The 12,819-nt window shown below is 62.0% G+C and carries 13 protein-coding genes; 3 read left to right on the top strand and 10 right to left on the bottom strand.

The features are described from left to right. The first annotated feature begins 17 nt into the window (after positions 1 to 17). Entirely contained in the window at positions 18 to 1,334 is a 1,317-nt protein-coding gene (phoR, locus tag DD235_RS06190) for a phosphate regulon sensor histidine kinase PhoR (RefSeq protein ID WP_109061195.1), read from the top strand. Here phoR and DD235_RS06185 read toward each other — a convergent pair. Beyond that, the gene (locus DD235_RS06185; RefSeq protein ID WP_109061194.1) at positions 1,316 to 1,675 is read right to left on the bottom strand and encodes an SMI1/KNR4 family protein; all 360 of its coding nucleotides are present in this window, start codon (positions 1,673 to 1,675) and stop codon (positions 1,316 to 1,318) included. The genes phoR and DD235_RS06185 overlap by 19 nt on opposite strands. Positions 1,676 to 1,704: 29 nt before the next feature. On the opposite strand from DD235_RS06185, the gene DD235_RS06180 reads away from it, so the two are divergent. After that, the gene (locus DD235_RS06180) at positions 1,705 to 2,376 is read left to right on the top strand and encodes a hypothetical protein (RefSeq protein ID WP_109061193.1); all 672 of its coding nucleotides are present in this window, start codon (positions 1,705 to 1,707) and stop codon (positions 2,374 to 2,376) included. A 61-nt stretch (positions 2,377 to 2,437) separates the two neighbouring features. Here the strand turns inward: DD235_RS06180 and DD235_RS06175 are convergent, their stop codons facing one another. From DD235_RS06175 to DD235_RS06150, 6 genes are read right to left on the bottom strand one after another with little or no spacing between them, the layout of a single operon-like run. After that, positions 2,438 to 2,815, bottom strand: coding sequence for a hypothetical protein (locus tag DD235_RS06175; RefSeq protein ID WP_146193441.1), 378 nt, complete (start codon positions 2,813 to 2,815; stop codon positions 2,438 to 2,440). Positions 2,816 to 2,832: 17 nt separating this feature from the next. Beyond that, positions 2,833 to 3,405, bottom strand: a complete 573-nt coding sequence (locus DD235_RS06170) for a YqaA family protein (RefSeq protein WP_109061191.1) — start codon at positions 3,403 to 3,405, stop codon at positions 2,833 to 2,835. A gap of 14 nt (positions 3,406 to 3,419) precedes the next feature. Continuing rightward, entirely contained in the window at positions 3,420 to 5,051 is a 1,632-nt protein-coding gene (locus DD235_RS06165) for a dipeptide ABC transporter ATP-binding protein (protein ID WP_109061190.1), read from the bottom strand. Next, a complete protein-coding gene (locus tag DD235_RS06160) occupies positions 5,048 to 5,941 on the bottom strand; it encodes an ABC transporter permease (protein ID WP_239990060.1) in 894 nt (297 codons plus the stop codon). The genes DD235_RS06165 and DD235_RS06160 overlap by 4 nt, the downstream gene beginning before the upstream one ends. A gap of 19 nt (positions 5,942 to 5,960) precedes the next feature. After that, positions 5,961 to 6,923, bottom strand: coding sequence for an ABC transporter permease (locus DD235_RS06155; RefSeq protein ID WP_109061189.1), 963 nt, complete (start codon positions 6,921 to 6,923; stop codon positions 5,961 to 5,963). 22 nt (positions 6,924 to 6,945) lie between these two features. Next, positions 6,946 to 8,634 (bottom strand): ABC transporter substrate-binding protein, encoded by a 1,689-nt coding sequence (locus tag DD235_RS06150; protein WP_109061188.1) that lies wholly within the window; start codon positions 8,632 to 8,634, stop codon positions 6,946 to 6,948. A gap of 172 nt (positions 8,635 to 8,806) precedes the next feature. On the opposite strand from DD235_RS06150, the gene ilvA reads away from it, so the two are divergent. Beyond that, a complete protein-coding gene (gene ilvA / locus DD235_RS06145; RefSeq protein ID WP_109061499.1) occupies positions 8,807 to 10,315 on the top strand; it encodes a threonine ammonia-lyase, biosynthetic in 1,509 nt (502 codons plus the stop codon). 58 nt (positions 10,316 to 10,373) lie between these two features. Here ilvA and DD235_RS06140 read toward each other — a convergent pair whose 3' ends face one another. The 3 genes from DD235_RS06140 to purT form a co-directional block, all read right to left on the bottom strand. Continuing rightward, complete coding sequence (locus tag DD235_RS06140) at positions 10,374 to 10,748, bottom strand: hypothetical protein (protein ID WP_162300427.1); 375 nt, start codon at positions 10,746 to 10,748, stop codon at positions 10,374 to 10,376. Positions 10,749 to 10,854: 106 nt separating this feature from the next. Beyond that, positions 10,855 to 11,412: an adenine phosphoribosyltransferase gene (locus DD235_RS06135; RefSeq protein ID WP_109061186.1), complete on the bottom strand. Its 558-nt coding sequence runs from the start codon at positions 11,410 to 11,412 to the stop codon at positions 10,855 to 10,857. A 153-nt stretch (positions 11,413 to 11,565) separates the two neighbouring features. Next, positions 11,566 to 12,783 (bottom strand): formate-dependent phosphoribosylglycinamide formyltransferase, encoded by a 1,218-nt coding sequence (purT, locus tag DD235_RS06130; RefSeq protein ID WP_109061185.1) that lies wholly within the window; start codon positions 12,781 to 12,783, stop codon positions 11,566 to 11,568. Positions 12,784 to 12,819: the final 36 nt, after the last annotated feature.

Below are 12,819 nucleotides of genomic sequence, written 5' to 3'. Positions count from 1 at the left end.
CGTTTCGCACGCCCCTCATGACCCTCGCCCGTACGCTGTCCTGGATATTGTTCACCGCCATCCTTGCGACGGCTCTGGGCTGGCTGCTGACTCCCTGGGTCGCCGCTGCCACGGCGCTGCTGATCCCCGCCCTGCTGCTGATCCGACAGGCACGCATACTGGCGCAATTGCAGCAATGGACATTCACACCCGAAGCCACACCACCGGCGCTGGGTGACTGGGATGCCCTGACCGCCCCGCTCTACCGCTATCTCAAAGCACGCCGGCTGGAAAACGAAACCGCCCAGGACACCATGCAAAGCATGCTGGCAGCGGCACAGGCCCTGCCCGATGGCGTCGTCACCCTGGATCGGGGTTTTCATATCGACTGGTGCAACCGCACGGCGCAGCGCCACCTGGGTCTGCGCATGCCCATGGATCAAAGCGCAGACCTGCGCAATCTGCTGCGCTCACCCGGTTTCATCGAATACGCAGCCCAGGATCGCTGGCCCGAACCTGTGGTGGTGCGTGTCCATCTACGCGACCGGGAACGTCGACTGCTGATGCAACTGGCGACGTTCGGACGTGACCAGCGCCTGCTGATCACCCGCGACGTAACCCAACTCGAACGGCTCGAAACCACCCGCCGCGACTTCGTTGCCAATGTCTCGCACGAGCTGCGCACCCCGCTCACCGTTCTGGTCGGTTTTCTGGAAACCCTGCGCGACATGCCGGCCGATGCATTGAGTGCGGAACAGCGAACGCACTACATGACGCTCATGTACGACCAGGGGCAGGTCATGCAGGCACTGGTCGCCGACCTGCTGACGCTGTCCACACTCGAATCGGCACCCAGCCAGGAAGGTCAAGCGATCCGCTGCGACAGCCTGCTGGCCACGCCACGCCAACAGGTTGAAAGCCTGTCGGCCGGCAAGCATGTCTTTTCCTGGCATATTGATCCTGATCTGCAGATTCGCGGCAGTGAAACCGAGCTGGCTTCGGCGGTCTCGAACCTGCTCACCAATGCCGTCCGCTACACCCCCGAAGGCGGCACCATCAGTGTCACCTTCGAGGCCACGCCAGACGGTGGCGCACGCTACGTCGTCACTGACACCGGCATCGGCATCGCCGCACACCACATCGATCGCCTGACAGAGCGCTTCTACCGCGTCGACCGCAGCCGTTCACGTGCGGCCGGCGGTACCGGCCTGGGACTGGCCATCACCAAGCACATTGCCATGCGCCATGATGCAGAACTGGAAATCACCAGCGTGCTAGGCCAGGGCAGCACCTTTGCCCTGGTATTTCCGCCAGAACGCGTCGGCGAGAAAAATCCTCACCCCGCCAAGTCGTAGATATCCGCAGCCACCACATCCATTTCCAGGATACCCAGCGCACCGAGATCCTGGCTGTAGATCACGTCACTCCCGCGTTCCGTATGGATGAAATAGCCCAGGTCACCATCCTGGCCTATCATCAGAAAGCCGGGACTCGCGCTCTGGACGTCATAGGTCTGGTTCCTTTCGCCCAGGACATGCGCGCCATAAAAACTGGCGAACTCATCTGCGCCTATCCGGACATCGCAAGCGTCCGCTTCTCCGACGTCCTCGACCAGGAACCTTCTATAATTTTCAGGCAGTTTGGCGTGAATTTCAGTTTCAAGATCAGCCACATGCTGCAGAACACTCAGCGTCATCTCCGCTCCCCAAAAGAATCACCAAAACAATGTCCACCGATCCGAAGCTGATCGCACAAACAGCCACAGAATCCATACACCAACTTTTCAAAGACCATGATTTCAGGCTGAAAGCCCCCTATCACTTCGAATCAAACGATCTTCACGGTCATACTTTTCAATACGAAATCTCAATCTCACGGCAGAAAGGGCATTTTTCCTTCAGTCTGCGTCTGAACCTATTGAGCAAAACGCTCATGACAGCCGTAAACCGCGTACTGGAACTGACGCTACGGGATGAGCGCTACATTTACCCGCCTAACTGGCGCGAAAAGGATATCAAAAGCGCCATCAAGACCCGGCTCAGCAACCACACTATTCAAGGTCTGACCGACTGGCGGATTTTCAAGGAAGAACATGAATCACTGGCAAGCTTCAGGAACAGATTCTCGATCTGGCTGTGTGCATTCGACCATATCGACGACATCAGCAATTGGCGGGAACAACTTGCCCAAAGCGTCACATATGCATTGGGCTGGTTCCCAGGGGCAGCCAGCGAATCATCCATCATTGCAAACACCCAGTATCCCGCACTGGTTGTTTTGAAAAAAAATAGTGCGAGCATGCACCAGCTTCTGGAAAAACAAGCGGAAATCCTGAACGTCACTCGGCACAAAAAAGAAGCTGAAATTTTCTTCGAGTATCTGATCGCACAGGATTAGGCACCGCAGAAAACCCATTCATCCGGAAGCACGAAAAGCACGTCATGGCCTGGCTGCACCATCACCTGTACAGATAGCTTCCGTCTTCTCCTACAGTGATCACATGATCAGGGTAGCCGCTGTCTGCGGGTGCCACAAGAAAATCCCTCAGGTCACCCCCTTCCATAGAGCCTTGCAAAAACTCGACAAGATCCGCGCTGGCGACCTCCACCATTTCGCCCATGAAAACAGCCGTCTTGCCCTTGTGCATCACCATATTGTGGGCAATGTAATAGCGTTCATGGCGCAAGGCCGCAGTCAACTCCTGAAGGGTTGAAATCGGGGTCACGCTTGCGCTATTTTTGATCCGTGCCTGCAGCCCGAAGAAAACATCGCTCTTGCCCGGTTCCGTGAAGAACGTCTTGTTCGCAAGCGCATCAAAGCGGAAGCCATTTTTCATCGCTGCATACGTCCGGATCAAACCCCGTTGGGCCAGACCCACAGCAGAACGGCCGTCATGATCACATAGCGGGCAAATTTGCCAATGGCCATATACATGACGCAGGGCCAGAACGACAACCGCAGCCAGCCGGCCACCGCGCACAGCGGATCGCCCACGCCCGGCAGCCATGACAACAACAGTGCCGGCGGCCCCATGCGCCGCAGCCACTGGCGGGCCCGCTGTTCCCACTTGCCACGCAAGCGCCGCGTGGGACGGGCATCAACCGTGAGATCACCGGCATCGCCGGCCCGTTCGGCCAGCATCTGCTGCTGCCGTCGACGTTTCCAGCGCAGCACGGCCAGGCGTGCCCAGAGTCCCATCGCATAGCTGATGGCACCGCCGATCGTATTTCCCGCCGTGGCAACCACCACGGCCGGCCAGAACATATCCGGTGCCAGTTTCAGGTAGCCGAACACGGCGGGCTCCGATCCCAGCGGCAACAGGGTCGCCGACACCAGGCTGACGGTAAAGATCGCGCTCAGCCCGATTTCCGGCAACGACAGGAACGCCAGTACGTCATTGATGAGATTCGAGAGATAGGCTTCCACGTCGACAGTCCGGCTCAGGTTTGCAATTCAGGATCGAGTGCCGGCATCGGCAACACAGGTGCTGCCGCCAACAGGCTACGGGTATATTCATGCCGGGGCTGGCCGAATACTGCGGCCGTACGTCCCTGCTCGACCACCCGGCCACGCCGCAGCACCAGGACGCGATCGCAAAGCTGGGCCGCCACACGCAGATCATGCGTGATGAACACGATCCCCAGATCGAGCCGCGATTGTAAGTCACGCAGCAGGGCCACGATATGCGCCTGTGTCGTGACATCCAGTGCCGATACGGCCTCGTCGGCAATCAGCACCCTGGGCCGGCAGGCCAGGGCCCGTGCAATCGCGAGGCGTTGCCGCTGCCCGCCCGAAAACTGATGCGGGTAGCGATTCAGGGCATCGGGCGGCAACTGCACCTGCTCCAGCAGCCCCCTTGCCAGACGTTGCGCCTCGGCCGCAGGCATGCCACGGTTGAGCGCGCCCTCGGCCAGGGTATCGCCAATCCGGCGGCGCGGATTGAGGCTGCGGCCGGGATCCTGGGAAATGATCTGTACCAGATGCCGGGCATCCCGCAATTGTTGCTCCGGCAAGCCTTCGACGGGCCAGCCCTGCCATTCGATCTTGCCGGCATTCGGCATCTCCAAACGCACCAGGCAACGAGCCAGGGTGGATTTGCCGGAACCGGACTCGCCGACCACGCCTACGATCTCGCCTGCACGCACGGACAGATCGACGCTGCGCAGCACCTCCTGCTCGGTCTGTCGCCAGAGACTGCCATGCCGATAGCGCTTGCGCACGCCGCGTCCTGCCAGCATCACCGGCGTCTCGGGTTCGGGCCGGCTGTCCGGTGGCACCATGGAGGGTACGGCAGCCAGCAGCCGCCGGGTATAGGGATGCTCGGGTCGCACCAACACATCGGCCACCGCGCCCTGTTCGATAACCTGCCCTTCATGCATGACCAGCAGGTCGCCCCCCATCCTGGCGGCTACGCCCAGGTCATGGGTAATGAGCAGTACGGTCGTCCCCTGCTCCTGCTGCAGCCGGGTAATCAGCGCCAGGATCTCGGCCTGTGTCGTCACGTCCAGTGCCGTCGTCGGCTCGTCACAAATCAACAGGGCCGGCCGCAGGATCATGGCCATGGACAGCACCACGCGCTGGCGCTGCCCGCCCGACAACTGATGGGGATAGCTACGGAAAATCCGCTCGGGCGCATCAAGCTGCACGGCAGCGAACATCTCCAGGATACGGGCCCGACGGACCGCGCGCGACAATCGGCCATGCAGCCGCAGTGCTTCATCGACCTGACGCCCGCAGGTCATCAGGGGATTGAGGGCCGTCATCGGCTCCTGGAATACCATGGTCATGCGTGCGCCACGCCACTGGCGCAATTGTCGCTCGGCGATATAGCGTCCATCGGCCAGCACGGTATGGCCCGCGACGTCGATCGTTCCCTGTTCGGGACGGATACCCGGCGGCAGCAACCCCATGATAGCCAGGGCGAGGGCCGACTTGCCCGATCCGGACTCGCCTGCCACGCACAATGTGCCGCCAACCGGGATCGACAGACTCAGCCCCTCGATGGCATAAGGCCTGTCACCCTGCAGCGGCAGGCGCAGGCTCAGGTGATCGATTTTCAGGGCCAGACTCATGACCGTTCCAGACTGCGGACACCTGCCTGTGGATCCAGCGCATCGCGCAGGCCATCCCCCAGCAGATTGATGCCCAGCACCGCAGGTACCAGGAACAAGGCGGGAAAGAGCACGTTGCCGGGATGCTGCATGAAGACCACCCGGCCATCGGCCATGATGCTGCCCCATGTCGGGATGTCGGCAGGCAGACCCAGCCCCAGGAAGCCCAGGATCGCCTCGGTCATCACAGCAGAAGCCGCAACGAAAGTGCCCTGCACCAGCAGGGTGGCCCACGCATTGGGCAGAATATGCCGGCTCAGGATCAGATGTGCCGGCGTGCCCAGCACCTGCGCCGCCTCGACGTAGGGTTCGCCCCGCAGGCGCAGCGTCAGCGCCCGCGTCAGTCGCGCCACGCGTGGAATCTCGGGCACGGCAATGGCCACGACCACGGTACTCAGGCTGGCTCCCAGGGCAGCCACCAAGGCAATCGCGAACAGCACAGGCGGAATCGCCATCAGGCCATCCATGAGCCGCATCAGCAGGCCATCCAGCCGCCGCACGTAGCCCGCGACCATGCCCAGCACGCCGCCCAGCACCAGGGCCAGCACGGCCACCCCGGCTCCAACCAGCAGCGACACGCGGGTCCCGTACACAGTCCGGCTCCAGATATCCCGTCCCCAGGTATCACTGCCCATCAGGAAGGTATGCATCACCTCGCGGCCATCCGGCAGCTGCACCCGTCCCGTTGTACCGGCAGCCACCGAAATGTAGTTGGCGTCCATGGTTGCAGGATCGATGGTGCCCAGCCACGGCGCAGCCAGCGCAATCAGCAGCAACATCAACAGCAGCACCAGCCCGACGCGGGCAGAGCCCTCACGCCAGATGGTGCGCAGCAGCGGCATGCCAGACATGTATTCTCCAGCCATGGTTTCAATAGCGAATGCGCGGATCCAGCAACATGTAGCCGATATCCACCAACAGGTTGAGCAGGACGTAACCGGCCGCAAAGCACAACACCAGCCCCTGCAAGACCGGAAAATCGCGGTTGAGCACGGCATCGACCGTCAACAGCCCCAGACCGGGAATGGCGAAGATCGTCTCGGTCACCACCACGCCCCCCAGCAACATCGCCGCGCTTACGCCGATGACGGTCAGGATGGGCACGGCGGCATTGCGCAAGGCATGTACACAGAGCACCCGCATGGCCGATGCCCCCTTGGCGCGCGCCGTGCGCACGAAATCCTCGGCCAATGCCTCGCAGACCGCCACCCGCGTCACCCGTGCCAGCAGCGCCACATACGCCACGGATAGTGTCAGGCACGGCAGGACCAGGTGACGTAGCCAGGCACCGCCGCCCCCTTCCAGACGCCGGTAGCCCAGCGCAGGCAGCCAGTGCAGTTGCAAAGCCAGCAGATAAATCAGGACATAGCCCAGCACGAATACGGGTATTGAGAATCCAGTCACCGAAAACGCCATCAGGCCTCGATCCAGCCAGCCCCCACGCCAGGCGGCCAATGCCCCCAGCGGCACTGCCACCAGCACGCTCAGCAGCAGCGTGCCGACCGTCAGCGCCAGGGTCGGTTCCAGCCGCTGCAGGATCAATGCCGACACAGGCCTGTTCATGAAAAACGAATGGCCCAGGTCGCCCCCCAGTACGGCACCGCCCCATTGCAGAAACTGAACCAGGATCGGCAGATCCAGGCCCAGCCTTTCACGGATGCGCGCCAGATCCTCTGCCGTGGCCCCATTGCCGCCGATGACAGCCGCCGGATCGCCCGGTGCCAGACGCACGATCATGAACACGGCCACGGCCACCACCAGCAGCACCGGCAGCATGGCCAGCACACGCTTGGCCAGGAATACGAGCGCACCCGCCCATCCATCCTGCCTCATCGGAACCACTCCACCGGCATGCTCATTCGCCCTGTGGGTCCTTGCGGATATTCCAGTACACCTGGGCTCCCGCAGGCACGATGCCCGTCACCCCCTTGCGCACGGCAGGCGGCACGATGTACTGGCCCAGCGGCACATGGCTGGCTGTCTCGAACGCCCGCAACTGGGCACGCTCGGCCCATTGCTTCTTGTCTGCGTCAGTCGTGGCGCGGGCAAACTCCCGTTTGATACGCTCAAGCTCAGGATCATCCTGCCAGCCGAACCAGCCCTGGTCGCCCCGGGCATTCATCATCGCCATGGTCAGGGGATTGAGAATATCCTCGGCCACCCAGGCCGTCAGGAACAGGTTCCAGCCTCCCTGGGCAGGCGCGTCCTGGCGAGCCCGGCGCGACACCAGGGTCTGCCAGTCCATCGACTGCAGATCGACCTTGAAACCGGCCCGCTCCAGTTGCTGGCGCGCAACCAGCGGCAATTTGTTGATATGCGAAAGATCCGTCGGTTGCAGCAGGACGACCGGTTCCCCCTGATAGCCAGCCTTCTCCAGCAGAGCCCGCGCTGCAGCCGGATCGGCACGTCCCGTGTAGCCACCGGTCTGCTCACTGGCAAATGGCGTACCGCAGGGGAACATGCTGGTGCAGAATCGGTAGTAATCGGCAATCCCGACCTGGGTCTTGAGAAACTGCTCCTGGCCCAACGACAGCATGGCGGCTCGCCGGATCTCCGGATTGTCGAAAGGCGGATGCTTGAAATTGAACCGCATCGAATACTGCAGTCCGGCCGGTTGCGCATTGACGATCTCGATATCGGGATCTGCCGCCAGGACGGGGTACTGCTCGAAAGCCGGCTGTTCGAGGATATCCGCCTCGCCATTGAGCAAGGCATTGAGCTGTGTCTGCGGATCGCGGATGATCAGCCACTTGACCTGATCCACATAGACCTGCTTGCCGCCGGCCGTGCCCGAAGGCGGCTCATCGCGCGGCACATAATCTTCGTTGCGGACGAACAGCACGCTTTCGCCTGGGCGGAACTCGCTTTCGACAAATCGATAGGGGCCGGAGCCGATGGCCTCCCGGATCTGCTGATCCCCCGGCGTGCGCGCCACGCGCTCGGGCATGATGAACGGCACGTTGGAGGAAGGCTTGCCCAGCGCCTCCAGCACCATGCCGAAAGGCTGCGCCAGTACCAGCTGGAAGGTGCGATCATCAAGAAGGTCGTAATGATCCAGCGACTGCTCCAGCAGCCCGCCCAGCGTATCGCGGCTGGCCCAGCGACGCAGCGACATGATCACATCGGCACTGGTGACGGGTTCGCCATCATGAAACTTCAGCCCTTCGCGCAGAGTGAACGTCCAGGTCAGCCCGTCATCGGACACGGTCCAGTCCTGCACCATCTGCGGCTGGATGCGCCCTTCGGCATCGGTGCCGAACAGCGTGTCGTAGACCATGTAGCCGAAATTGCGGGTCAGGTAGGCGGTAGTCCAGATCGGATCCAGCATGGTGATGTTCGAGTGGGCGATCACGCGCAGCTCATTGGGCGCATCGGCGGCCCGGACCGGCTCCGCTGCATCCAGCCCCAGCGCCAGTATGCCGGCAGCCACCAGGCCAGCCAGTCGACGCCCGGACTGCCAGACAGGACGCCGACGACCGTGTGCTGTTGCCACGACCGTCAGCGGTGCTGCAATGCGCCCCTCGAACAGGGTATTCCTCTCCATGCCTGCGCCCTCCTGCTCGGCCCCAGTGCGGGCCGTGTAACTGTCTCGATGGCCGGATTGTAGTGCAAGGGACGCGCCTCCCCGCCGGTCAGGCCTGCATAGCTGATATAGTATTTGGAACATGCGACGTCCAGCCGGGTGGCGGACGCGCAATTTTTTTATTCTGTCGATCATGCCCACCGATTATCTGAAACGCATACTGACCGCCAAGGTCTACGATGTCGCCGTCGAAACGCCCCTGCAACCCGCCCCGCAGCTCTCTCAGCGAATCGGCAACGACATTCTGTTCAAGCGTGAGGATACCCAGCCGGTTTTCAGCTTCAAGCTGCGCGGTGCCTACAACAAGATGGCGCAGCTCACACCTGCCGAGCGCAAGCGCGGCGTGCTGGCAGCCTCGGCCGGCAACCATGCCCAGGGCGTGGCGCTGTCGGCACAGAAGCTGGGCTGTCGCGCCGTCATCGTGATGCCGACCACCACACCCAAGGTCAAGATCGACGCCGTGCGGCGGCTGGGCGGCGAGGTCGAGCTGGCCGGCGAAAGCTACTCCGATGCCTACCAGCATGCACTGGAACTGCAGAAAAAACACAAGCTGACCTTTGTCCATCCATTTGACGATCCAGAGGTGATTGCCGGCCAGGGCACCATCGCCATGGAGATCCTGCGCCAGCATACCGGCCCCATCGACGCCATATTCGTCCCCATTGGCGGTGGCGGCCTGATCTCCGGCATTGCCGCCTACGTCAAGGCACTGCGCCCCGAAATCAAGGTCATCGGCGTTCACACCCAGGATTCCGACGCCATGCTGCGCAGCGTCAAGGCTGGCCGTCGCATTACGCTCAACGATGTCGGACTGTTTTCAGATGGTACGGCCGTCAAGCAGGTCGGCAGTGAAACCTTCCGACTGGTACGCCAGTACGTCGATGATTTCGTGACGGTCGATACCGATGCCCTGTGCGCCGCCATCAAGGATGTGTTTCAGGACACGCGCCACGTGGTCGAGCCGGCCGGTGCCCTGGCCGTCGCCGGGGCCAAGCGCTATGCCGCCGAGCACAAGCTCAAGGGCAAGACGCTGGTAGCGATCACCAGCGGTGCCAACATGAACTTCGACCGCCTGCGCGTGGTGGCCGATCGCGCCGAGGTGGGCGAGGCACGCGAAGCACTGTTTGCCGTCAGTCTGCCCGAGCAGCGCGGCAGCTTCCTGCGCTTCTGCAAGCTGGTCGGCACCCGCAACGTCACCGAATTCAACTATCGTATTTCCGATGCGCAACGTGCCCACGTCTTCGTGGGTGTGCAGATCAGCTCGCACGCCGAAGCCGAAAAGATCGCCAATAATTTCCGCAAGCACGGCTTCGAGACGCTGGACCTGACGCAGGACGAGATGGCCAAGACCCACCTGCGCTACATGGTAGGCGGGCACTCGCCGCTGGCGCAGGACGAACTGCTGTACCGCTTTGAATTTCCGGAGCGCCCGGGTGCGCTGGTGCGCTTTCTGGAAGCGATGCACCCCGACTGGAACATCAGCCTGTTCCACTACCGCAACCAGGGTGCCGATTTCGGTCGCATCCTGGTCGGCATCCAGGTGCCGCCGTCTGACAAGAAGGTCTTCAAGGAATTCCTGTCCACGCTGGGCTATCCATTCTGGAACGAAAGCGACAACCCGGCCTACAAGCTGTTCCTGTAAGCCGGTGTGGGCAGGCGAGCCTACCAGCCAGCATCCCGCGCTCGAACGAAGCGGCCTTTCAAGGCGTCACACGCCTTGAAAGGGTCCAGCGCTCTATGTTTTCAGTACCCTCATTCAGGATGCGATAGCGGTATTTCGCCTTGCCCTCGGACACAACATTGCGCGTCACGACATGGGAACCTTCGCTCATGCTGTCCGATTCCGCAATCCAGGCATGGCCATCCCAAGACTCGATGACGTGCCTGATCACATTCACTCGGGATACCGAGAAATCCCTGAAAATGAAGGTATAGAGCACGCGCGCATCGGACGACGAAAACGGTCCGTAGATCACGGCTTCAGCATGGGGTGCCAGCACCGCATCACTTTCACAGGCATCGACACTTGTGCAGGACGCATACGCATGGCCCGCGCCCAGCAGCCATAGCATCACAAAACAAAGATATTGCTTCTTCAATTGCAGCCCGCTCTTTAATGAGACCTACCGCTGTACGGCTGATTGCCGACTTCCGTCAATCAGCCTGCAGTACATCTGCCGCTCAGCCCCGCTCGGATTCCAGGAACTGGCAGATCGTGAACAGCGGAGTGCCCGTATCGCGAATCAGTTTGGAGCCGCCCAGCTCGGGCAAATCGATGATCGCAGCCGCCTCCAGCACGTTGGCCCCAAGGCGCTGCAACAGCTTGATGGCCGCCGTCATGGTGCCCCCTGTAGCGATCAGATCATCGACCAGCAGCACGCGCTGACCGGGCCGGACCGAATCCGTATGCATCTCGACCGTGGCGCTGCCGTATTCCAGCACGAACTCTTCGGAAACGGTATCGAACGGCAGCTTGCCGCGCTTGCGCACCGGCACGAAACCCAGGTTGAGCTCATAGGCCAGCGCGCTGCCGATGATGAAGCCACGTGCATCCACACAGGCCACCAGATCCAGCCGCTGACGCATATAGCGATAGACGAACACATCGATCAGGCGGCGGAAGGTGTGCGGATCCTGCAGCACCGGCGTGATATCCCGAAAGGTCACGCCGGGCTGGGGCCAGTCCGGGACGCTGCGGATCGTGCGCCGGATCAGGTCGGAGGTATCGGTATCATGCATGGCGTGTGTCCTGGCAGGAGTCGTCGGTCGCCCTGCCCGGCAGGGCAGTCGGCGTCGATTGTAAAGGGTACGGAAAATACAGGGCTATCTTACGGGCACTCACAAGCTGGCATATGACAGGATCATGACCTGCCGATACGCCCGCCTATGTGATCAGACACTGACACTGACCTTGCCGCTGGCGGCCAGGGCCTTGTCGCGTGCCTGCTCGATGGTCTCGGCCGTGGCCAGCGCCACACCCATGCGACGCTTTACGAAAGACTCGGGCTTGCCGAACAGGCGGATATCCACGCCCGGCTCGGCCAGCGCCTCGGCCACCCCCGAGAAGCGTACGCCCCGCGCCTCGACACCACCATAGATGACACTGCTGGCACCCGGCTGGCGCAATGTGGTATCGACCGGCAGCCCCAGCAGGGCACGGGCATGCAGCTCGAACTCGTTCTGCACCTGGGTCGCCATGGTCACCATGCCGGTATCGTGCGGGCGTGGGCTGACCTCGGAGAACCAGACCTGTTCCCCCGCCACGAACAGTTCCACACCAAATATGCCCAGCCCCCCCAGTTCGGTCGTGACAGCCGCCGCGATCCGACGAGCCTCGGCCAGCGCCACCGGCGACATGGGATGCGGCTGCCAGCTCTCGACATAGTCGCCATCGACCTGCCGATGGCCGATCGGCGCGCAGAAATCGGTTTCGATCTCGCCAGCTGCATTGCGCGCACGCACAGTCAGCAAGGTAATCTCGTAGTCAAAGTCGATGAATCCCTCGACAATGGCCCGGCCAGCACCGACACGCCCGCCCTCCTGTGCATAACGCCAGGCTGATTCGATATCGCTTTCGGCGCGCAGCACGGACTGGCCCTTGCCCGAGGACGACATGACCGGCTTGATCACGCAGGGCAGGCCGATCTCGGCCACCGCCTGACGCAATTCATCGAGCGTATCGACAAACCGGTATGGCGACGTGGGCAGGCCCAGGGTTTCGGCAGCCAGGCGACGAATGCCCTCGCGATTCATGGTCAGTTGTGCCGCGCGCGCGGTCGGTGTGACGCGCACCTGGCCGGCCTGCTCCAGTTCGACCAGCAGATCGGTGGCAATGGCCTCGATTTCGGGCACGATCACATCGGGGTGCTCCTGCTCGATCACGCGCCGCAGGGCTTCGCGATCCGTCATGGAGACAACATGCGCACGATGCGCCACCTGATGGCCCGGTGCATCCGCGTAGCGGTCCACCGCAATGACCTCGATCCCCAGCCGCTGCAGGGCAATGATGACTTCCTTGCCCAGTTCACCCGATCCCAGCAGCATGACCCGCGTAGCCGAAGACGACAGGGGCGTACCCAGGACCGGACTGTCCAGTTTGATCAATGTCATAACAAATAGATGGAAAAAAGAAGAAAATGCGGCGAC

Origin of the sequence: Corticimicrobacter populi, assembly GCF_003123725.1 — a bacterium.
Taxonomy (GTDB): domain Bacteria; phylum Pseudomonadota; class Gammaproteobacteria; order Burkholderiales; family Burkholderiaceae_B; genus Corticimicrobacter; species Corticimicrobacter populi.
Note: the sequence above shows the minus strand (reverse complement) of the source record. Positions and strands in the feature narration are given on the sequence as shown.